17 protein-coding genes are annotated in these 22,042 nt (G+C 67.5%); 14 read left to right on the top strand and 3 right to left on the bottom strand.

The window, feature by feature from the left end; genetic code table 11:
* Window positions 1–7 precede the first annotated feature (7 nt).
* The 13 genes from E8M01_RS27885 (at window position 8) to E8M01_RS27945 (ending at window position 16,614) form a co-directional block, all read left to right on the top strand.
* Window positions 8–1,246 (top strand): ABC transporter substrate-binding protein, encoded by a 1,239-nt coding sequence (locus E8M01_RS27885; RefSeq protein WP_136963135.1) that lies wholly within the window; start codon window positions 8–10, stop codon window positions 1,244–1,246.
* A 128-nt stretch (window positions 1,247–1,374) separates the two neighbouring features.
* Window positions 1,375–2,256 carry a branched-chain amino acid ABC transporter permease gene (locus E8M01_RS27890; protein WP_246088460.1) on the top strand — a complete coding sequence of 294 codons (882 nt, stop codon included), beginning with the start codon at window positions 1,375–1,377 and terminating at the stop codon, window positions 2,254–2,256.
* Window positions 2,253–3,254, top strand: coding sequence for a branched-chain amino acid ABC transporter permease (locus tag E8M01_RS27895; protein ID WP_136963137.1), 1,002 nt, complete (start codon window positions 2,253–2,255; stop codon window positions 3,252–3,254). The genes E8M01_RS27890 and E8M01_RS27895 overlap by 4 nt, the downstream gene beginning before the upstream one ends.
* A complete protein-coding gene (locus tag E8M01_RS27900; RefSeq protein WP_136963138.1) occupies window positions 3,254–3,997 on the top strand; it encodes an ABC transporter ATP-binding protein in 744 nt (247 codons plus the stop codon). The genes E8M01_RS27895 and E8M01_RS27900 overlap by 1 nt, the downstream gene beginning before the upstream one ends.
* A gap of 4 nt (window positions 3,998–4,001) precedes the next feature.
* Window positions 4,002–4,703 (top strand): ABC transporter ATP-binding protein, encoded by a 702-nt coding sequence (locus tag E8M01_RS27905; RefSeq protein ID WP_136964872.1) that lies wholly within the window; start codon window positions 4,002–4,004, stop codon window positions 4,701–4,703.
* Between the two features lie 2 nt (window positions 4,704–4,705).
* Window positions 4,706–6,121 carry an MmgE/PrpD family protein gene (locus E8M01_RS27910; RefSeq protein ID WP_136963139.1) on the top strand — a complete coding sequence of 472 codons (1,416 nt, stop codon included), beginning with the start codon at window positions 4,706–4,708 and terminating at the stop codon, window positions 6,119–6,121.
* Window positions 6,121–7,008, top strand: coding sequence for an isocitrate lyase/PEP mutase family protein (locus E8M01_RS27915; RefSeq protein WP_136963140.1), 888 nt, complete (start codon window positions 6,121–6,123; stop codon window positions 7,006–7,008). The genes E8M01_RS27910 and E8M01_RS27915 overlap by 1 nt, the downstream gene beginning before the upstream one ends.
* The gene (locus E8M01_RS27920; protein ID WP_136963141.1) at window positions 7,005–8,696 is read left to right on the top strand and encodes a hydantoinase B/oxoprolinase family protein; all 1,692 of its coding nucleotides are present in this window, start codon (window positions 7,005–7,007) and stop codon (window positions 8,694–8,696) included. The genes E8M01_RS27915 and E8M01_RS27920 overlap by 4 nt, the downstream gene beginning before the upstream one ends.
* Window positions 8,693–10,744, top strand: coding sequence for a hydantoinase/oxoprolinase family protein (locus tag E8M01_RS27925; RefSeq protein ID WP_136963142.1), 2,052 nt, complete (start codon window positions 8,693–8,695; stop codon window positions 10,742–10,744). The genes E8M01_RS27920 and E8M01_RS27925 overlap by 4 nt, the downstream gene beginning before the upstream one ends.
* Entirely contained in the window at window positions 10,744–11,340 is a 597-nt protein-coding gene (locus E8M01_RS27930) for a cysteine hydrolase family protein (protein WP_136963143.1), read from the top strand. Before E8M01_RS27925 ends, E8M01_RS27930 begins: the two co-directional genes overlap by 1 nt.
* Window positions 11,341–11,457: 117 nt before the next feature.
* The gene (locus E8M01_RS27935) at window positions 11,458–12,861 is read left to right on the top strand and encodes an FAD-dependent oxidoreductase (protein ID WP_136963144.1); all 1,404 of its coding nucleotides are present in this window, start codon (window positions 11,458–11,460) and stop codon (window positions 12,859–12,861) included.
* A complete protein-coding gene (locus tag E8M01_RS27940) occupies window positions 12,851–14,770 on the top strand; it encodes an aminopeptidase P family protein (RefSeq protein WP_246088461.1) in 1,920 nt (639 codons plus the stop codon). Before E8M01_RS27935 ends, E8M01_RS27940 begins: the two co-directional genes overlap by 11 nt.
* A 143-nt stretch (window positions 14,771–14,913) precedes the next feature.
* Window positions 14,914–16,614, top strand: a complete 1,701-nt coding sequence (locus E8M01_RS27945; protein WP_136963145.1) for a methyl-accepting chemotaxis protein — start codon at window positions 14,914–14,916, stop codon at window positions 16,612–16,614.
* A 192-nt stretch (window positions 16,615–16,806) separates the two neighbouring features.
* Here E8M01_RS27945 and E8M01_RS27950 read toward each other — a convergent pair whose 3' ends face one another.
* From E8M01_RS27950 to E8M01_RS27960, 3 genes are all read right to left on the bottom strand, one after another.
* Window positions 16,807–18,108, bottom strand: coding sequence for an amidase (locus E8M01_RS27950; RefSeq protein ID WP_136963146.1), 1,302 nt, complete (start codon window positions 18,106–18,108; stop codon window positions 16,807–16,809).
* Between the two features lie 115 nt (window positions 18,109–18,223).
* Window positions 18,224–19,507 carry an ArgE/DapE family deacylase gene (locus E8M01_RS27955; protein WP_136963147.1) on the bottom strand — a complete coding sequence of 428 codons (1,284 nt, stop codon included), beginning with the start codon at window positions 19,505–19,507 and terminating at the stop codon, window positions 18,224–18,226.
* A gap of 55 nt (window positions 19,508–19,562) precedes the next feature.
* Window positions 19,563–20,846 carry an ArgE/DapE family deacylase gene (locus E8M01_RS27960; RefSeq protein ID WP_136963148.1) on the bottom strand — a complete coding sequence of 428 codons (1,284 nt, stop codon included), beginning with the start codon at window positions 20,844–20,846 and terminating at the stop codon, window positions 19,563–19,565.
* Between the two features lie 167 nt (window positions 20,847–21,013).
* Here E8M01_RS27960 and E8M01_RS27965 point away from each other — a divergent pair, with 167 nt between their 5' ends.
* Window positions 21,014–22,039, top strand: a complete 1,026-nt coding sequence (locus tag E8M01_RS27965; protein ID WP_136963149.1) for a histone deacetylase family protein — start codon at window positions 21,014–21,016, stop codon at window positions 22,037–22,039.
* Window positions 22,040–22,042: the final 3 nt, after the last annotated feature.

Here is a 22,042-nt window from a genome sequence, read left to right on the forward strand (position 1 = left end):
GAGCGGGATGACTTCTCTCAACGGCCGGACGGCTTCTCTGAATGGATTGTCGCGGCGCAGCCTGATCAAGACCGGAGCGGCCGGCGCGACCTTGCTCTCGGCACCGGGGCTGCTCATGGCCCAGCCGGCGCCGGTCAAGCTCGGCATTCTCCAGCCGGTGACCGGCAATCTCGCCCAGGACGGCGAATATGGCCGGATCGGCGCCGAGGCCGCGATCAACGAGGTCAATGCGGCCGGCGGCATCAAGTCGCTCGGCGGCGCCAAGCTCGAAATGGTGTTCGGTGATGCCCGCTCCAATCCGGAGGGCGGCACCCAGGAGGTCGAGCGCATGCATGCCGAGGGCGTCGCGGCGGTGGTCGGCGGCTTTGCCTCGCCGATCTGCCTGGCCGCATCCCAGGCGGCCTCGCGTTATGATCTCGCCTATGTCGTCGATGTCGGCGTCTCCGATGCCATCGTCTCGCGCGGGCTGAAGAACACGTTCCGCTTCGGGCCGGGCTTCGGCACGGTGACCAAGGCGGCGATCGAAAACCTGGTCAAGCTCAACGATGCCGCCGGCAAGCCGGCCAGGACGGTCGTGCTGGTCCATGAGGACGGCCTGTTCGGCACCGGGCTTGCCAAGCTGATGAACGAGCGGCTTTCGGCGCTCGGCTTCCAGATCCTGGAGACCATTGCCCATCCGACGCCGGCGCGCGACATGTCGAACGTCGCCTTGCGCATCCGGGCGCTGAACCCCGACCTGGTCATTCCGTCGAGCTATTACGGCGAGTTCGTGCTGCTCGCCCGCACCATGCAGCAGCAGCGCATCCGCCCGAAGGGCATCTATGCGGTGCTCAACGGGGCGGCCTCCAATTTCCGTTTCGTCAAGGAATTCCCCGAGGCCGCGGCCAATGTGATGGACTGCAATCACTGGGCCGATCCGCGCAAGCCGAAGACCGCCGAACTGCGCAAGCAGGTCGAGGCAACGGGCCGGTTCTGGCTCTACAACACGCCGCTCAACTATTCCTGCGTCCGGCTGGTGGCCGATGCCATCGAGCGGGCCGCCTCGCGCGACCGGGTCAAGATCATCGAGGCGATCACCGCCTCGACCTTTGCCGATCACATCATGCCTTACGGCCCGACCAGGTTCGAAAACGGCCAGAACCTCGGGGCAGGGCCGGTCAACACCCAGATCCAGGGGGGCGACATCAAGGTGATCTTCCCGGCCGAATTCGCCGACGCCAAGCCGGTCTATCCGGTGACCGGCTGATAACCGGCGCGCGCGGCGCACCGTCGCGCGCGTCACGCAATAGACGACCCTGACGCGACCAGCGCTGGCCGGACCCATCCGGCCACGACGAGATGCCTTGTTTTCGTAAAGAGAAGCAGGATCATCAGGTGTTTCATTCCTACCCGCCCCAGATCGTGCTGGAAGCCGTGCTCAACGGCCTGCTCACCGGTTCGGTCTATGCCCTCGTCGCGCTCGGGCTGACGCTGGTCTATGGCGTGCTGCATATCATCAATTTCGCCCATGGCGCGCTGCTGACGCTCGCCATGTTCGCGGTCCTCATGGTGCATCTCGGCCTCGGGCTCGATCCTTACCTGGCGATCCCTGTCCTGACCCCGCTGTTCTTTGGCCTGGGTTATGGCCTGCAGCGCCTGGTCATCGGGCCGGCGAGCCGCAATGACGACGGTTCGATCCTGTTGGTGACGCTCGGCCTGTCGATCATCCTGGAAAATGCGCTGCTCGCGGTGTTCCGCTCGGACACCCGCGCGCTGACGCTCGACTATTCCTTCCAGGTGGTCGATCTCGGTTTTGCGCTGCTGTCGCTGCCCAGGGTGATCGGCTTCGGCGTCGCCATCCTGGTAGCGGTCGTGCTCTGGGCGGTGCTGTCGCTGACCGATACCGGCAAGGCGATCCGGGCGGTGGCGAAAGAGAAGCTCGGAGCCGCCCTGGTCGGCATCGACGTCCGGCACATCTATGCCGTCACCTTCGGGCTCGGCACGGCTTGCATCGCCATTGCCGCCTGCCTGCTGATGCCCTCCTTCTACGTCAATCCGCGCGTCGGCAACGCCTTCGTCCTGGTCGCCTTCACCGTGGTGGTGCTGGGCGGCATGGGCTCCATCCCCGGCGCGCTGATCGGCGGGCTGGCGATCGGCGCGGTCGAAAGCCTCTGCGGCCTCTATCTCGGCGAGAGCCTCGGGCAGATCGGCATTTTCGTGATCTTCATCCTGGTGCTGCTGTTCCGCCCGACCGGCCTGTTCGGAGCCAAGGCATGAGGCTCCGGGACTTCCGATCGATCGCCCTGGTCGTGGCTCTGCTGGCCGCCCTGCCGCTCGCCGTGCCGCTGCTGGTCGGCACCGGCCTGGCGGTGGGCGCCAACCTCCTGGTCAATCTGCTGGTGTTTGCGCTGATCATCACGCTGGCGGCGCAGGGCTGGAACATCGCCGGCGGTTATGGCGGCCAGTTTTCCTTCGGCCACGCCGCCTTTTTCGGCACCGGCGCCTATGCCCAGGCGATCCTGCAGACCCGCTTCGGGGTCAATCCCTGGGCTGCTTTGCCACTGGCGGTGGCCGCCGGCGGCCTTGCCGGCGCGGCGATTGGCTATCTTGCCTTCCGGGCGCGGCTGCGCGGGTCCTATTTCGCCCTGGTGACGCTGGCTTTCGCCGAGGTTTTCCGCATCCTCGCCAATGCCGCGCCAATCACTGGCGGGGCGGCCGGCATCCTGGTGCCGCTCGACGTCCGCATCGGCAATTTCCAGTTCGCGGCGCGCGAGGCCTTCTTCTATCTGGCCCTGGCGCTGGTCGGCCTGGTCCTGGTGATCAACCGCGCGGTGGAGCTGTCGCGTTTCGGCGCCTATCTGGTGGCGGTGCGCGAGAACGAGGATGCGGCGCGCGCGCTCGGCGTCGATACGCTCAGGGTGAAGCTGAAGGCGATCACCCTGTCGGCGGCGATCACCGCCGTCGCCGGCGCGCTCTACACCCAGAAATTCCTCTATATCGATGCCAACATCGCCTATGGCTCGTGGATCTCGGTCGAGGCCTTGCTGGCGCCGATCATCGGCGGCATCGGCACGCTGTTCGGTCCCTTGTTCGGCACGCTGACCCTGCTCGGCCTCGGCGAACTGGCCAAGATCGGCATCCACGCGCTGTTCGGCGCGGCCGTGCCGGGCGTCGACCTGGTCGTCTATGGCGTGCTCTTGATCCTGGCCATCGCCTTTGCGCCCCAGGGCGTCATGGGCCTGGCGAGCCGCCTGGTGCCGAGGGGAGGCCGCTGATGCTGCGGGTGGAGGCGGTCACCAAACGTTTTGGCGGGCTCGTCGCGGTCAACGACGTCAGCATGCATGTCGAGGCCGGCGCGATTGCCGGCCTGATCGGCCCGAACGGCGCCGGCAAGACCACGCTGTTCACGCTGATCTCCGGTTTCGAGCAGCCGACTTCGGGACGCATCCTGTTCGAGGGCAAGGATATTACCGGCCGCAAGCCCGAGGCGCTGGCGCTGATGGGCATTGCCCGCACCTTTCAGATCGTCCAGCCCTTTGCCGGCCTCGATGTCTGCGAAAACATTGCCGTCGGTGCCTATCTGCGCCATGCCGGTCGCGCCGAGGCGCTCGCCAAGGCGCGCGCGGTCGCGGCCAAGGTCGGTCTTGGCGCCGATCTCGACAAGCCGGCGGCATCCCTGACGGTGGCCGGCCGCAAGCGCCTGGAACTTGCGCGGGCGCTGGCCACCGAGCCGCGGCTGCTGTTGCTCGACGAGGTTCTGGCTGGGCTCAATCCCTCGGAGATCCGCGACATCCTGCCGGTGATCCGGTCGGTGCGTGCGTCGGGCGTCACCATCTTGATGATCGAGCATGTCATGCAGGCGGTGATGAGCCTCTGCGAGGCGGTCCATGTCATCGCCAACGGCCGCACCATTGCGCGGGGCACGCCGGCGGAGGTTGTCGGCGACAGCAAGGTGGTGGAAGCCTATCTCGGCCATGGCGCCGCCAGGCGGCTCAGTGCGGAGGCCAGTCATGGCTGAACCGCTGCTTGTCATCAACGACCTGCGCGCCGGTTATGGTCCGACCGAGATCCTGCGCGGCCTGACCATGACGGTCGAACCTGGCGAGATCGTCGCCGTGCTCGGTTCCAATGGCGTCGGCAAGACCACGCTCAACAAGGTCCTGTCGGGTGTCTGCGCGGCGACATCGGGGCGCATCCACTTTCTCGGCCGCGATATTACCCATGCCGCCTCCCAGGTGATCGTCGACCTTGGCCTGATCCATGTTCCCGAGGGCCGGAAGATCTTCCCGAACATGACGGTGAAGGAAAATCTGGAACTCGGCTCCTACCGGCGCGGCAAAGCCAACAGATCGATCAATCTGGAGAAGGCATTCGCAATCTTTCCCCGCTTGAAGGAACGGGTGGGACAGCAGGCGGGCACACTTTCGGGCGGCGAACAGCAGATGCTGGCCATCGGCCGCGGGCTGATGGCGGAGCCGCGGCTGATCATCCTCGACGAACCCTCGCTGGGGCTCTCGCCGCTGCTGGTCGAGGAGATGTTCCAGCTTGTCGCCCGGATCAATGCCGAGGGCCTGGCGGTCATGCTGGTCGAGCAGAATGTCGTCCAGTCGCTGGAGCTCGCCAGCCGCGCCTTCATCCTGGAGAACGGGGTCTTCGCCCTGAAGGGCAGGGCGCAGGACCTCGCCGCCGATCCCGCGCTCAAACGCGCCTATCTGGGGCTCTGACCATGACCATCGTCACGCCGGGTGTGAAGACCGCCACCGAACTTGCCGCCGAACCGCGCGGGGAATGGCTCGCCGAATGGGGCCGGTTCGCCGCCAACCTGACCTTTCACGACCTGCCCGATCCGGTGGTGGCGCGCGCCAAACAGGTGATCACCGATTGCGTCGGCGCCATCACCGCCGGCATGGCGGAACCTGAAATGCAGGCGCTCGCCATGCGGCTCGGCGCCCTCGACGGCACCGGTTCGTCCCAGGTGATCGGCAGTTCGAAGCGGCTGTCCGCCTCCAACGCGGCTTTTCTCGGCGGCACCGCCGGCACCATGCTCGAGCTCGACGAGGGCAATCAATATGCCCGTGGCCATCCCGGCATTCATGTCGTGCCGGCGGCCTTGATCGCTGCTGCCCGCATGGGCTGTTCCGGCGAGGACCTGATCACCGCGATCGTGCTCGGCTACGAGATCGGCGCCCGCATCGGCATTGCCTCCCGGCTCAATGTCGCGATGCATCCCCACGGCACCTGGGGCACGGTCGGGGCGGCGGTCGCCATCGCCCGGCTCAACGAGGCCGATCCGGAGACCATGGTCGAGACGATCAATGTCGCCTCGTCGCTCGGGCTGACCACCAGCCGCAAGACCATGCTGGAAGGCGCGACGGTGAGGAATTCCTTCGCCGGCTTTTCCAATAAGCTCGGGCTGATCGCCTGGGAAATGGTCGCGGCCGGCTTCGGTGGCGAGCGCGACGGTGTCGCGACCGTCTATGGCACGGTGGCGGCGAGCGATTTCAGGCCGGAGGCGATGACCGACCAACTCGGCGAGCGCTACGAGATCGCGCGCAATTATTTCAAGCGCCACGCCGCCTGCCGCTACACCCATGCCGCGCTCGATGCGCTGGCCGATATCACCAGACAGGCGGCCGGCCGGATCGATCCGCACGCCGTGCTCGGCATCGATGTCGCGACCTATGTCTGGGCCGCCCAGCTCGACGATCCCGAGCCGAAGACCATGCTGGCGGCGAAATTCTCATTGCCCTTCGCGCTGGCCACCACGCTGGTCCACGGCCGGGCCTCGATCGAGGCCTTCAGGGACAAGGCGCGGGCCGACAAGGTGACGCTGGCGCTCGCCAGCCGCGTGCGGGTCGACGAGGATCCGGCCTTGTCGGCCATGCTGCCGGCGGCCCGGCCGGCGCGTGTCACGCTGCGGCTCGCCGACGGACGCGTGCTGCAATCGACCGCGATCACCAACAAGGGCGATACCGAGGATCCCTATTCGGCCGAGGAGGTGGAGCAGAAATTCATCGACATCACCGCGCCGGTCTGGGGCGAGGCCAAGGCCCTGCGCGTCATCGCCGCGGTCAAGGCGCTCGAAGCCGATATCGATCCGCAGCGCCTTTTGACCTTACTGCACATAGCCGGAGACGCCTGATGCACAACTCGGCCCAGATCCTGCGCGCACGCCTTCAAGAGCGTCCCGTCCTGGTGGCACCTGGTGTCATCGATCCGCTGACCGCGGTGCTGGCGGTCAATGCCGGCTTCGAGGCGCTCTACCTGACCGGCGCCGGCATCGCCTATACGCGGCTCGGCATGGCCGATGTCGGGCTCACCACCATGACCGAGGTGACCGAAGTGATCGCCCGCATCGCCGACAAGGTCGATGTGCCGCTGATCGTCGACGGCGATACCGGCTTCGGCAATGCCATCACCGTCCAGCGCACCATCCGCTTCTTCGAGCGGGCAGGCGCCGCCGCCATCCAGATCGAGGACCAGACCTTTCCGAAACGCTGCGGCCATCTGCGCGGCAAGGACGTGGTGCCGGTCGAGGAAATGGTCGGCAAGATCAAGGCGGCGGTCGACGCCCGGGTCAACGGCCTGCTGGTCATCGGCCGCACCGATGCGGGCGCTGTCGAGGGCTTCGAACGGGCCTTCGAGCGGGCCGAGCGTTATGCCGAGGCCGGCGCCGACATCATTTTTGTCGAGGCGCCGCGCACCAACGAGGAACTGGCCGCAGTGCCCAAGGCGCTCGGCGGCAAGCGGCCGCTGATGGCCAATATGGTCGAGGGCGGGCGCACGCCGATGACCCCGGTCAGCGAGCTGGAGGCCATGGGCTACGACCTCGTGGTGTTCTCGGCCGGCGTCGTGCGCGCCATGGCCAGGATCGCCAGGTCCTTCTACGACACGTTGAAGGCCGACGGCACCTCGGATGCCATTCGCGACCAGATGTATTCCTTCGATGAGCTCGCCGAGATCGTCGGCACCACCCAGCTCCTGGAACAGGGCCGCAAATATGATGCGGCCGGCGGAGGCGGGGCGTGACCGCGCTCGACCCGGTCACCCTGGCGGTCCTGAAGGGCCGGCTCGAGCAGATCGCCGACGAGATGGACGCGACGCTCTACCGCTCGGCCTTCAATCCGATCATCGCGGAGGCGCGCGATGCCTGCCACGGGCTCTACCACCGCGACACCGGCGACACGCTGGTGCAGGGCACCAAGGGCCTGCCGATCTTCGTCGGCGCCATGGCCTTCGCGGTCAAGGCGGTGATCGACAAGGTCGCGCTCCAGGGTGATCTGAACCCCGGCGACACCTTCATCTTCAACGATCAATATGCCGGCGGCACCCATCTCAACGATTTCCGCCTGGTCCGGCCGATCTTCCGCGACGGCCGGCTGTTCTGCTGGCTCGCCTCCGCCGGTCATTGGCTCGACATCGGCGGCAATGTGCCGGGCGGCTACAATCCGGTCGCCACCGAGAGCTTCCAGGAAGGCGTGCTGATCCCGGTCGTCAAGCTGATCGCCAGGGGCGAGCTTCGCCAGGACATCGTCGACATCCTCGCCGCCAATTCGCGCCTGCCCAGTTCCAACTGGGGCGATCTCAACGGCCAGCTGAATGCGCTCGACCTGGGCGAGAAGCGCCTCGGCAGCCTGCTCGACGACTATGGCGAGGCGGTCGTCGACCAGGCCTTCCAGGCCTTTTCCGACCGCGCCGAGGCCTTGATGCGCGAGGCGATCGGCGCGCTGCCCGACGGCATCTATGCCTTCGAGGACTATCTCGACAATGACGGCATCACCGACGAGAAACTGACGGTGGCGCTCGACCTCACCATTTCAGGCGACCGGATGACGCTGGATTTCTCGCGCTCCTCGCCGCCTTGCCAGGGGCCGATCAACATCTCGACCGCCACCACGGTCGCCGCCTGCTATGTGGCGCTCAAGCATGTCTTTACCGAAGTGCCGGCCAATGCCGGCTGCCTGAGGCCGATTGCCTTCGTCATTCCCGACACCACCCTGCTCGGGGCGCGGGCGCCCAAGCCGATGGCCGGTTATACCGAGACCATCCTGCGCCTGATCGGCGTGGTGTTCGGCGCGCTCGCCATTGCGGTGCCGGACCGGGCCACAGCGGGGCCCTTCGGCACCATCAACGCGCTGTCGATCGCCGGCCACCGCGCCAATGGCGCGCGCTGGGTGATGTTCTCCTTCTTCGGCGGCGGCCTTGGCGGCAATCCGGAGAGCGACGGCCTCAGCCATGCCAACAATCCGATTTCGACCGCCACCATTCCACCGGTCGAGATCCTGGAGGCTGCCTATCCCGTGATGTTCACCCAATGGGCGCTGCGTCCGGATTCGGCCGGCGCCGGCCAGCATCGCGGCGGGCTCGGCGCGGTCTACGAGATCGAGCTTCTGGACGAGCGGGGCGCCGAGGTCTTCCTGCTCGGCGAACGTGGCCGTTACGCGCCGTTCGGCGTCAATGGCGGAACCGCGGCCGCGCTCAACCGCTTCACCTGGACCGACGACACCGGCACGCATGTGCCGCCGATGGCCTCCAAGATCACCGGGGTCAAGCTCGGGCAGGGACATCGCGTCAGGCTGGAAACGCCTGGCGGCGGCGGCTTCGGCGATCCGGCCAGGCGCGATCCGCAGGCGATCGCCCGCGACGTGATCTTTGAATATGTCACGCCCGGCCATCTCGAAACCAACTATGCCAATAGCCTGGGAGACGAGACATGAGCGGCTCGACCCTGGTCGGTGTCGATGTCGGCGGCACCTTCACCGACCTGTTCTTCATGGACGAGGCAAAGGGCACCTTCCAGACCGCCAAGGTGCCGTCGAACCGCGGCGACGAGGCCGTCGGCTTCCTCGACGGCCTGAAGCGCCTCGGGCCCCTGTCCGGCCTCGGCTCGATCGTCCACGGCACCACCGTCGGCACCAATGCGCTCCTCGAGCGCAAGGGCGCGCGGATCGGCGTCATCACCACGCCGGGCTTTCGCGACGCGCTGGAGATGCGCCGGCGCGACCGCCGCAACACCTGGGGCCTGTGGGGTGATTTCGCCCCGATCGCCGATCGCGACCTGCGCGTCGAGGTCGGCGAACGCACGCTGGCCGACGGGACCGTGCGCCAGGCGGTCGATCCGGAAGAGGTTCGCCTCGCCGCCGAGGCGCTGATCGCCAAGAACGTCACGGCGCTCGCCATCGTCTTCATCAATTCCTACGCCAATCCGGCCAATGAGCGGGCGGCGGCCGCGGCCGCCCGCGCGGTCTGGCCGAACGAGCACGTCTCGGTGTCGTCGGAAATCCTGCCCGAGATCCGCGAATTCGAACGGGCCTCGACCACCGCGCTCAACGCCTATCTGCAGCCGGTGGTCGGGTCCTATCTCGCCAAGCTCGAGGCGGCGCTTGCCGGCGAGGCTTTCGGCGGGCCGTTCCATATCGTCCAGTCGAATGGCGGCGTCATGTCGACGGCCACCGCGCGCCGGCTGCCGGTGCGCACGGCGCTGTCGGGGCCCGCCGCCGGCGTCATCGCGGCCGCGGCGATCGCCGGGGCCGCCGGCTATCCCGATGTCATCACCGGCGATCTCGGCGGCACCTCCTTCGACGTTTCGCTGATCGCGGGCGGCGCGGCGGCGCTCGCGGCGCAGACGACGATCGATTTCGGCATGGTCATCCGCAACCCGATGATCGAGATCACCACGATCGGCGCCGGCGGCGGTTCGATCGCCCATGTCGACAAGGGCGGCCTCCTGGAGGTCGGCCCGGAAAGCGCCGGCTCCCGGCCGGGCCCGGTCGCTTACGGCCAGGGCAATGACCGGCCGACCTTGACCGACGCCAATGTCGTGCTCGGCCGGATCAATGCCGAACGCCCCATTGGCGGGGCACTGAAGCGGCTCGACGTCGAGGCGGCGGCCGACGCCATCCGCCGGCATGTCGGCGGGCCGCTCGGGCTCGGCACCCACGAGGCGGCGGAAGCGATCATCCGGGTCGCCGATGCGCGCATGGCCGGCGCCATCCGGCTGGTCTCGATCGAGCGTGGCCACGATCCCGGCAAATTCGCCCTGGTGCCGTTCGGCGGCGGCGGCGCGCTGCATGCCGGCGCGCTGATCGCCGATATCGGGCTGAAGGCGGCCCTGGTGCCGCGCTTTCCCGGCGTCACCTCGGCCATGGGCTGCATCATCGCCGATATCCGCCACGACCAGGTGCAGACCTTGAACCTGGCGCTCGACGGTCTCGACGCGACAGCCCTCGACCGACGCATGGCGGCAGAAGGCGAGGCGGCGCGCGCCGTGGTCGCCGCGGCCGGCCTCAGCGTCGAGCGCATCGACGTGACCTTCGAACTCGACATGCACTATCTCGGCCAGACCCATACCGTCGCCGTGCCGCTGCCGGTGATGCTTGCCGATGGCCGCACCGGCATTACCGGCGAGATCACGGCAAGAGCTTTCGAGGCCGCCTATTCGAGGGCGTTCTCGCGGCTCCTGCCGGGTCTTGGCGTGCGTATCGTCAATCTGCGCACCGCCGCGATCGGCCGCCGCCCCAAGGTCGATCTGGGCGCGCTGGCCCCCGGGCCCGACGCTTCGGTCGCCAAGGCGCGCCTCGGCGACCGCAAGGTCTGGTTCGGCGGCTGGCGCGACACCGCCATCTGGTCGCGGCTCGACCTGCCGGTCGGTGCCGTCATCGAAGGCCCGGCCATCCTGGAACAGCCTGACGCCACCACCGTGGTGCCGCCGGGCCAGCGCGGCCGGGTCGACCGGCTCGGCAACCTGATCGTGGAACGCAACTGATGGATCTCGCGACGACGGCCCTGCTGCTCTGCGACCTGCAGAACGACTTCATCCACCCCGATGGCGCCTATGGCCGCGCCGGCCAGGCCGCGCCTCAGATCGAGGCGGTGCCGGTGCGGATGAAGCCGCTCGCCGATCTCGTCCGCAAGCATGGCGGCTGGATCGTCTCGACCCATTTCACCCTGGTCCCGGGCAAGGCCGGCGAGCCGTTCATCTCACCTCATCTGAAAAAGCTTCGGCCGTTCCTGGCCAAGGGCGATTTCCTGCCCGGCTCCTGGGGCCATGATCTGGTCGACGGTCTCAAGCCGGCCGACATCCAGGTCGAGAAGGTGGCGTTTTCGGCCTTTTACATGTCCAGGCTCGAATGGGTGCTGAGAAAGGCCGGCATCACGCACCTCGTGGTCTCCGGCATCGTCACCAATGGCGGCGTCGCCTCGACCGTGCGCGATGCCCATGTCCGGGATTTCGAGGTGACCGTCATCGAGGACGGCTGCGCGGCCTTTTCGCCGCAGGTTCATGCCGAGGCGATCGCCGGCCTGAGGCCGGTGGCACATATCGCGACGATTGCCGAAGTGATCGCCGAAATCGGTGGGTGAGGGGGAGTGGCGGCGCATGAACCCTCGCCCGCGTCTTCGCGGGAGAGGGTTATCTGGCGCTGTCTTCGCCCGCGCAGCGCAAGCCTCCGGCCAGCCTGACTTCCGAGCGAGAACCACATGTCCCGCGTCCTGTTCGATGACCTGCCTTTCGACACGACCATTGCCCTGGCCATCATTGGCGGCGGCGCGGCGGGCCTCTGCGCGGCGCTGGCCGCGACCGAAGCCGGCGCCGAGCCGGTCGTGTTCGAGCGCGACCCGCTGCCGCAAGGCTCGACCGCGCTCTCGGCCGGCCTGATCCCGGCGCCGGCGACGGCGGCGCAGCGTGCTGCCGGCATCGTCGACAGCACCGAACTCTTTGCCCTGGATATCCAGGCCAAGGCCCATGGCGAGGCCGATCCGACGGTGCTGGCGCTGGCGACCGAGGGAGCCGGCCCCGCCATCGACTGGTTGACCGATCGCCACGGTCTCGCCTTCACCGTCATCGGCGACTTTTCTTATCCCGGCCATTCCGCGCGGCGCATGCACGGGCTTGCCTCGCGCTCCGGCGCCGAACTGATCGACCGGCTGCGCGCCGCCGCCGAACGGGCCGGCGTGGCGATCCTGACCGGCGCCCATGTCACGGCGCTGATCGCGCGGCCGGACGGCACCGCACGCGGCCTGGAGCTGACCCGGCCCGACGGCGCCGTCGAGCGGATCGGCGCCACCGCCGTCGTGCTCGCCTGCAACGGTTATGGCGGCAACAAGCACCTGGTCGCCAGCCATATCCCCGAGCTCGAACAGGCGCTCTATTTCGGCCATGCCGGCAATCAGGGCGACGCGGTTCTGTGGGGCCAGGCGCTGGGCGCCGGGCTGAAACACATGACCGGCCACCAGGGCCACGGTTCGGTGGCCCATCCCCACGGCATCCTGATCTCCTGGGCGGTCATCATGGAGGGCGGCTTCCAGGTCAATGCCTCGGGGCATCGGTTCTGGAACGAGGCGCAGGGCTATTCCGAGGCCGGCGTCGCCGTGCTTGGCCAGCCCGGCGGCATCGCCTGGGACATTTTCGACACACGCATTGCCGGCATTGCCGGCCAGTTCGAGGATTTCCGCCGCGCCGGGGCGGCGGGCGCCATCGTCACGGCCGAGACGCCGGAGGCGCTCGCGCAAGCCATGAAGATGTCGCCTCAACCGATTCGAGAGACTCTCGAATCGGTTGCCGGCTTCAAGCGGAATGGCGGAACCGATGTCCTGGGCCGCGACTGGTCCGGCCTGCCGCAGCTCGTGCCGCCTTATCGGGCCGTGCGCGTCACCGGCGCGCTATTCCATACCCAGGGCGGACTTCGGGTCGATCGGCAGGCGCGGGTCTGCCGCCCCGACGGATCGGTCCTGCCCAATCTTTTCGCGGCTGGGGGTGCGGCGGTGGGGGTGTCAGGTCCGCATTCCTCAGGTTATCTTTCCGGCAATGGCCTCGTGACCGCCGTCGTCCTCGGACGCATCGCAGGGGCCGAGGCGGCCAGACAGGTTCTTGATGCCAGTTGATCTCGAAGGGCTTCGCCCGATCCTTGCCCGCGTCAAGGCGACGCCCGCGAGCCCGCATCCCGACGAGTGGATGGCGGCGGCCTGTCCGCAGGCAACCGTCGAACAGCGGTTTCAACTGAGGGCGATGCTGTCGGAGGTGCCGGAACCCTCGTTCGAGCCCGACGCCGGGCGCATTCCGGCGCTGCAGAAGCGCCTGGCCAAGCTGAAGCTCGCCGCCTTCCTGGTGCCGCGCTCCGACGAGCATCAGGGCGAATATATCGTGGCGCGTGCCGAGCGGCTGAAATGGCTGACCGGCTTTTCGGGGTCCGCCGGTTTCGTCGTGGTCCTGCGCAAGCAGGCGGCGCTCTTCGTCGACGGCCGCTACACCTTGCAGGCGCCGGCCGAGACCGACGCCAGCGTCATCGAATGCCGCCATTTCAAGAAGCCGCCGGCGATCGAATGGCTCGCCGCCAAGGTCAAGGCCGGCGACCGGGTCGGTTACGACCCGCGTATCACGCCGGTGAGCGAGGCCGAGCGCTGGCGCGACGCCATGGCCAAGGCCGGCGCCGAACTGGTGGCGCTCGACGACAATCCGATCGATCAGCTCTGGACCGATCAGCCGGACGATCCCTTTGCTTCCGTCCATGCCCACCCCTTGGCCTTTGCCGGCGAGAAGAGCGCCGACAAGCGTGCCCGCCTCGGCGAGGAAGTGGCCCGGCGCGGCGCCAAGGCGACGGTGCTGAACCAGCTCGATTCGATTGCCTGGATCCTCAATGTGCGCGGCGGCGACACGCCCTCGACGCCCCTGGTGCAGAGCTTCCTGGTGCTGTCATCCGACGGCCACGCCACCTGGTTCGTCGACCAGCGCAAGCTCACCGCCGGTCTCGCCCATCACCTCGGCAATGGTGTCACCATCCGCCCGATCGAGGCTTTCGCCGACGGCCTGAAGGACCTGGCCGGCGAGACCGTTTCGATCGAACCCGACACGTCAACGGCCTGGATCGAGGCGCAGTTGAAGGCGGCTGGCGCCAAGGTCATGCGCGGCGCCGATCCCAGCGTCCTGCCCAAGGCGCGCAAGAACCATGCGGAGCTCGCCGGCACGCGCAAGGCGCATATCCGCGACGGCGCCGCCATGGTGCGCTTCCTCGCCTGGTTCGATGCCGAAGCCCTGGGCTTGAGCGAACTCCAGGTGATGGCCAAGCTGGAGGAGACCCGCGGCGAGGACCCGATGTATCGGGGCTCGAGCTTCACCACCATTGCCGGTTCCGGCCCGAACGGCGCCATCGTGCATTACCGCGCGACCGAGGCGACCGCCCGGCCGGTCGAGGCGGGAACCTTCTTCCTGCTCGATTCCGGCGGCCAATATGGCGACGGCACCACCGACATCACCCGCACCATTCCGGTCGGCCGGCTGCCGCGCGAATTGAAGCGGCATTTCACCCTGGTGCTGAAGGGCCATATCGCGGTCGCCACGGCGCGCTTTCCGAAGGGCACCGGCGGCATCGCCATTGACGGTTTCGCCCGCCGCCATCTCTGGGCCAACGGGCTCGATTTCGACCATGGCACCGGCCATGGCGTCGGCAGCTATCTCGGCGTCCATGAGGGCCCGGCGCGGATCTCGCCATTGAGCCAGGTGCCGCTCGAGCCCGGCATGATCCTGTCCAACGAGCCCGGTTACTACAAGACCAGCTCCCACGGCATCCGCATCGAGAACCTGCTGGTGGTGCGCGAGGCTGCCGCCGAAGGCTTCCTGGAGTTCGAGACCATCACGCTGTGCCCGATCGACCGGCGCGCCATTGACGTCGGCCTGCTCGATCCGGCCGAGCGCGAATGGATCGATGGCTACCACGCGCGTGTGGCGAAGGCCCTGGCCAGGCAGCTCGAAGGTCCGGCGCTCGCCTGGCTCAAGCGGATGACCAAGCCGCTCTGATCTGCCCAGAACCGCCTTCCGGTTGAATGGGAGCTGGCAACACACTCGTTTTGCTGGATTTTTCAAAGCCTCATACAGTTCCGGAACCGTTTGTTAAGGCTGCTCGCTGATCGTCCCCTTGGGCTGTAACCATTGGGGACCCTATGCGCTTTCTGAATCGCCTGCCGCTCGCGGCAAAAGTCGCCGCGCTCGCCGCAATGCTGATCACGGTCGTCGCCGCCGGCGCCGCCTGGTTCTCGGTTTCCGAGATCAACACCAGGATGGACGCGATCGTCGAGGCCCAGATCACCGAACGCACCATTGCCATGGCCAAGGCGCTCGAACTCGGCATCGAGGGCGCCGTGGTCGAACGCAATGCCGCCGGCCAGCTGCTGCGCGTGAAGGTGTCGGCCCTGCCCAAGGAAGGCGATCACCGGATCGTCGATCATGCGACCGAAGCCGCATCCATGTTCCGGATCGACCCGGCGACCGGCGACCTGATCCGCCATTCGAGCTCGGTGAAGGCCGCCGATGGCCAGCGCGTGGTCGGCACCCGCATCCCCGCGGCCAGCCGGGTGGCCCAGTCGATCCGGCGCGGCGAGGTGTTGACCGACCATATCGTCGTCGCCGATATCCCGCGGATCGCCCGCTACCTGCCGATCGTCGCAGCCGACGGCAAGGTGCTGGGCGCGATCGGCGCCGGCGTCAGCCGGCTGGATGCCGAAAGGTCGGTCGCCGCCATGCGCAACGGCGTTCTCGCCGCGCTGGCGCTGCTGACCCTGACCGCCGCCGTCGGCGTCTTCTTCATGTTAACCCGCTTCCTCCGGCCGGTGCGTGAGGTTGCCGATGCCATTGGCGCGCTCGCCGAGGACAAGGTCGTGGCGCCGCTCAAATATGCCACCCGCCAGGACGAGATCGGCCTGATGGCGCGCGCCGTCGACAATCTCGCCGCGCGTCTGGCCGAACGCGCCGAAATGCGCGCCAGCGAGGATGCCCGCACCGCTGCCGAACTCGATCGGCGTCGGCGCATCGAAACCGCCATCGGCGCCTTCGATACGGCGATCGGCGGCGTGGTCGATCATGTCGCCTCGCGGGCGCGCGCCGTTGGCGACGCCTCCGGCACGGCAACCGTTTCGGGCGAGGCGGCGGAGACCGGCGCCCGCGAAACCATCGCGGCGACGGAAGAAACGCTCAGCCGCGTCACCGGCATTGCCGGCGCGACCGAAGAGCTCAATGCCGCGATCGTCGAGATCCGCCGCCAGACCGAGGAAGCCCTGAACGTCTCGGCGGAAGCGACCCGCGCGGTCGAGTCGGCTGCCGGCGATGTCGGCGGCCTGGCCTCGACCGCGGAAAAGATCGGCGAGGTGGTGCAGCTCATTCGCGCCATTGCCGAACAGACCAATCTCCTGGCGCTGAATGCCACGATCGAGGCGGCGCGCGCCGGGGAGGCGGGCAGGGGCTTTGCAGTGGTGGCGAGCGAGGTCAAGCAGCTCGCCTCCCAGACCGCGCGGGCAACGGAAGACATTGCCGGCCAGGTCTCGGCCATCCAGCAGGCGACCGGCCGCACCGTGTCGTCGATGTCGGGCATTTCCGACACGGTGGTGAAGATGCGCAATGCCAGCGAAGCGATCTCGAATGCCATCGACCAGCAGGCCATGGCGACCCGCGAGATCGGCGTCAGCGTCGAAAGCGCCGCCGCCGTCGCCCAGGAAGCCGGCCAGGCGATCGGCACCGTGTCGGAGCGGATCGGCGCGGTCGGTTCGGCCGTGCAGTCGCTGAACCAGGTGGCCAGCGGCCTCGACGCCGATGTGACCGCCTTGCGCGACGCGGTCGGCACCTTCCTCGGAGCCGTCAAGGCGGCGTAGGTCGCTCTGAAATCGACAAACCGAAAGCCCGCCCGGCACAGCCGCGGCGGGCTTTTTTCGTGGGCCGAGGCAGGTTCGGGCGAACGAAAACGAACAGCCGAACCAATCCTCTCGCTTTGGGAGCGGGTTGATTTCGCTGAGCTTCCGCCTTCAGGCGAGATGATATCAACCGTCGCTCGGCCCCAGTTCCCCTTACCCCTGGAACAGCGCCTCGACGCCTGCAGCCATGCGCAACAGCCGGCGGTCCTGGCCGGCAAGCGCCGTCATCATGAAGCCGATCGGCAGGCCCTTGGCCGGCTGGCAGGGAAGCGAGGCGCCGCAGAAGTCGAAGATATTGCCGACCGTGGTGTTGCGCAGCACCAGGCCATTGGCGGCCCAGAACTGATCGTCGGAGGCGATCAGGTCGAAGATCTTGGGTGCACGGATCGGCGTGGTCGGCAGGATCATCGCATCGATGTCGGCGAGCCGGTCGCGCATGCGCAGGATCAGCTCGGCGCGCTTGTTGACCAGGCGGATATAGTCGGAGGCGAGCGCCTTGGCGCCGATGCGGATGCGCGCCAGCACGCGCGGATCGAAATCACGCGCCCGGTCTTCCAGCCATTCGGCATGGACGGCGGCGGCTTCGATCGCCACGAAGGGCGCCTTGGCCATGGCGTCGGCAAGGTCCTGCAGCAGGTCTTCGATCGACACTTCGGTGATGCGGGCGCCGGCCTTGCCGAGCTTCGCGACCGAGGCCTCGAAGGCCTTTTCGACCTCCGGCTCCATCTGCCCGAACAGCCGGCCGCGTGGAATGCCGAACCTGAGGCCGGCGATCGGGGCGGGGTCCAGCGTCCAGGGTTCTTCGCCCGCCAGAACCGCGTCGGTCGCGGCGCAGTCGGCCACGGTCTTCGCCAGCGGGCCGATCGAATCCAGCGCATAGGACAGCGGGAAGGCGCCGGTCTTCGAAATGCGATTGGCCGTCGGCTTGAAGCCGACGCAGCCGTTGAGCGCGGCGGGAATGCGGATCGAACCGCCGGTGTCCGTACCAAGCCCCATGCGCGCGGTGCCTTCGGCGACCGAGACGCCGGCGCCGGACGACGAGCCGCCGGGCACCCGGCTCTTGTCGGCGGCATTGCCGGGCGTGCCGAAATGCGGATTGATGCCGATGCCGGAAAAGGCGAATTCGCTCATGTTGGTCTTGCCGACGATGACCGCGCCGGCGCCCCGCAATCTGGCGATAACAGGCGCATCGACCGTGGCCGGCGGCCGGTTGCGCAGGATCGACGAGCCGGCCGTGGTGGTTTCGCCGGCAACATCGAACAGGTCCTTGACCGAGATCACCCAGCCGTCGAGCGGCGACAGGCTGACCCCGACCTTGGCGCGGGCGTCGGCCGCATCGGCCTCGGCACGGGCCCGTTCGGTATAAACCTTGGTATAGGTGACGCGGCCGTCCGAGGTCGGATCGTCAATACGGACAAGGGCGGCTTCGAGGGCGTCACGGACGGCGGTGGACATCGGGATTCTCCATGGGGTGACGGACTGTCGGGGAGCGATCGGCGGCGGTCAAGCGGGCCAGGCCAGGCTCTTTCGAGCCGGCCGGCTTCGTGACCGCCAAAGGCGCCGACCTCCGTCAGATAGCCTCGAGCCCGCACCATTCGGCGACGAACAGCGCCATGGTACCAGTCGAACGTTTCAGGCTTGCGATGCTGAAGCGTTCGTCGAAGCCATGCGCCAATTCGCAATAAGGGCCATAATTGAGTGTCGGGATCTTGTCGAACAGCGCATAGACGCGACCATCGAGATAGGCCGGCAGAACCTGCGCGGTGAGCGGCGTTCCGGTCGATGTCTGATGCGCCCGGCCGAGCACCGCTTCGGCTTCCGAGCCCGGCTCCAGCACATACCCTTCCGTGGTGAAGCCGTTCCAGGTGATGCGCGGCGGATTGTTGGCGAGGAACCGGTCTTCGCGGGTTGCCTTGGCCACCGCATCCTCGATGGCGCGCATCATCTGCTCGGGCTTTTCGCCCGGGAAAATGGCGATGCGGCAGTCGAAAGTGCACCAGGCCGGCACCGATGAGGCCCAGTCGCCGCCCTTGATCTTGCCGATGTTCAGGTTGATCGGGTGCGGCGTGTCCTTGAACAGCGGGTTATCGCCGACCCTGGTGTTCCAGAAGGCCTCGAGCTCGCGCAATTTCTTGATGATGCCGAAGGCTGCCTCGATGGCGTTCTGGCCGTTGCCGGCCTCGCGGACATGGACCGGAAAGCCGGCAACCTCGATCTGGAACCAGACGACGCCGACATTGGTGCGCGTCACCTTCTCGCCCGAGGGCTCGGGAATGATCACCGCCTCGCCCTTGTAGCCCTGCAGATGGCACTGCAGCGCACCGTTGCCAGTCGATTCCTCCTCCACCACCGACTGCACGGTGACGGTTGCCGCCGGCTGCAGGCCGATCCGCTTCAAGGCGTCGAACACCGCGAACATCGAAGCGTGGCCAGCCTTCATGTCGCCGCTACCGCGGCCGTAGAACCAGTCGCCGTCGATGCGCGGCTCATAAGGCGGGCTCGTCCACATGGCGGTCGGGCCTTCCGGCACGATGTCGATATGGCCCTGCATGATCAGGCTGCGGCCGGTTTCCTGTTTCGGCCGGTGGATGCCAACGACGATCGGCGCCTTGGAATGTTCGGCTGAGAACGGCGAGCCGCCGGGATGCCGCTTGATCGCCTCCTCGTCCATGTGAAAGCGGTCCATGGCCCAGCCGCGCGTCTTCATCTCGCGGAAGACGAAGTCCTGCACCGCGTTCTCCTCGCCGCGCCGCGAGGGATAGCGCACCAGCGCCTTGGTGAATTCGATCTGGTCGGCGAAATTTTCGTCGACGGCTTTCAGGATCTTGTCGGCGAGCGCGGCATCGAGCGGCATGAAAGGCTCCGGGCAGTACGGATCGGAAGGGAAGGGCACGGGGCCCGTGGGACAGTCAGACCGGTTCGACGCCGCACCATTCGGCGACGAACAGGGCCATGGAGCGGGTGACGCGCTTCATGCTGGCGATCGAGAAGCGCTCGTCGAAACCGTGGATGTTTTCCGAGATCGGGCCATAGCAGAGCGCCGGCACCTTGTCGTAGAGCGCATAGACGCGGGTATCGAGATAGGCCGGCGTCACCAGCTCTTCCAGGGGCTTGCCGGTGGCGGTCTGATGCGCCCGTGCCAGTACCGCTTCGGCTTCCGAACCCGGCTCCAGCACATAACCCTCCGTGGTGAAGCCGTTCCAGACGACCTTGGGCGGATTGTTCGACAGGAAGCGGTCGTTCAGCGAGGCGCTCGCGATCGTCGCCTCCACGGCCTTCCGCATGGCCTCGGGCCGTTCGCCGGGATAGATCGCGATGCGGCAGTCGAACGCGCACCAGGCCGGCACGGAGGAGGCCCAGTCGCCGCCCTCGATCTTGCCGATATTCAGGTTGATCGGGTGCGGATCGGGCGCGAACAGCGGATGCTCGCCCTTCTTGTCGTTCCACTGGGCTTCCAGCCCGCGCAGCGCGCCGATCAGCCCGAAGGCCGCCTCGATGGCGTTCTGGCCGGAGCCGGCATGGCTGACATGAACCGGCAGGCCGGCCACCTCGACCCGGAACCACAACACGCCGGCATTGGCGCGGATGATCTTTTCCTCTTCCGGTTCCGGGATCAGCACCGCCTCGGCACGATAGCCGCGCAGATGGCACTGCAACGCGCCATTGCCGGTGGCTTCCTCCTCGACCACCGACTGCACGGTGACGGTGGCCGCCGGCTGCAGGCCGATGCTTTTCAGCGCGTCGAACACCGCGAACATCGCGGCGTGCCCCGCCTTCATGTCGGCGCCGCCGCGGCCATAAAACCAGTCGCCCTCGATATGCGGCTCGAAGGCGGGCCTCGACCACATCTTGTCCGGGCCTGCCGGCACCACGTCGACATGGCTCTGCAGGATCAGGCTGCGGCCGGTTTCCTGGCGAGGCCGGTGGATGCCGACGACAATGGGCGCCTTGGAATGGTCGGCCGAGAACGGCGAGCCGCCGGGATGGCGCTGGATGGCATCTTCATCCATGGCGAAGCGGTCCATCGACCAGCCGCGCTTGTCCATCTCGGCATAGACGAAATCCTGGCACGGTCCTTCCGCGCCGCGCAGCGAGGCGAAACGCACCAGCGTCTTGGTGAACTCCATCTGACGGTCGAAATTGTCGTCGACGGCTTTCAGGATCTTGGCGGCTAGCGCGGCATCAAGTGACATGTCAGGGCTCCAATTGGCGCGAGCCTAGCGGCGACGACGCTCCGAGCAAGCGCTGATGATGCAGCCTTGCTCCGCGCATCCGCCCTTGCGAGGCTCGCCCCGAGCGTGTTTGGTCGCCAGCCAAACCTTGCAGATTCCAGCCTTCAGACTTCGCCGGGACATTGCCGATGAAAGCCGCCTTCACCGACCTGCACCGTGGCCACGACCCCAAACGTTTCGTCCTGCGCGGCAAGTTCGCCCAGGGCGAAGAGCGGCCCGAACGCGCCGACCGGCTGACCGCCGGCCTGCAGGCCGGCAACCACACTTTGCATCCGGCCGAGATCTTCGGCCAGGGACCGCGGCTCGGTGTGCACACGGTCGACTATCTGCGCTTCCTCGAAGAGGCGGCGGCCGAATGGAAGCTGCTCGCCGATGCTTCCGACGAGGTCCTGGGCAATGTCCACCCGGTCCGGCGCGGCGGCACCATGCCGCTTTCGCTCACCGGCCGGGCCGGCTGGTACATGCAGGACATGGCCTGCGGCATCGGACCGGAGACCTGGATCGCCGCATCCTCGGCAACCGACGTGGCGGTGACCGCGGCCGAATTCGTCATCGAAGGCGAGCGTGCCGCCTATGCGCTCTGCCGTCCGCCCGGCCACCACGCCTATCGCGACATGGCCGGCGGCCACTGCTTCATCAACAACACCGCGGTCGCGGCGCAATATCTGCGTTCGGTTCACGACCGTGTCGCCGTGCTCGATATCGACATCCACCATGGCAACGGCACGCAGGCGATCTTCTACGACCGGCCCGATGTGCTGACCGTTTCGGTCCATGCCGACCCGAACCGTTTTTACCCGTTCTTCTGGGGTTATGCCCATGAGCGCGGCGAGGGCGCCGGCGAAGGCTTCAACCTGAACATTCCGGTGGCGCAGGGCGCCGACAACGGCGCCTATGTCGCGGCGATCGAGCACTCGGCCCGCACCATCGCCGCCTTCGACCCCGGCGTGCTGGTGGTGGCGCTCGGCCTCGATGCTTCCTCAGACGATCCCTTCGGCGGCGCCAAGGTGACGGCCGAGGGCTTCCGCCAGGCCGGCGCGGCCATCGCCCGCATGGGCCTGCCGACGCTGTTCGTCCAGGAGGGGGGCTATCTCTCCGACAGTCTCGGCCCCAATCTGACCGCCGTGCTGGGGGGCTTCGAGGCGGCCGCCTGATCG

The organism is Phreatobacter stygius (assembly GCF_005144885.1).
In the GTDB taxonomy this organism is placed as follows: domain Bacteria; phylum Pseudomonadota; class Alphaproteobacteria; order Rhizobiales; family Phreatobacteraceae; genus Phreatobacter; species Phreatobacter stygius.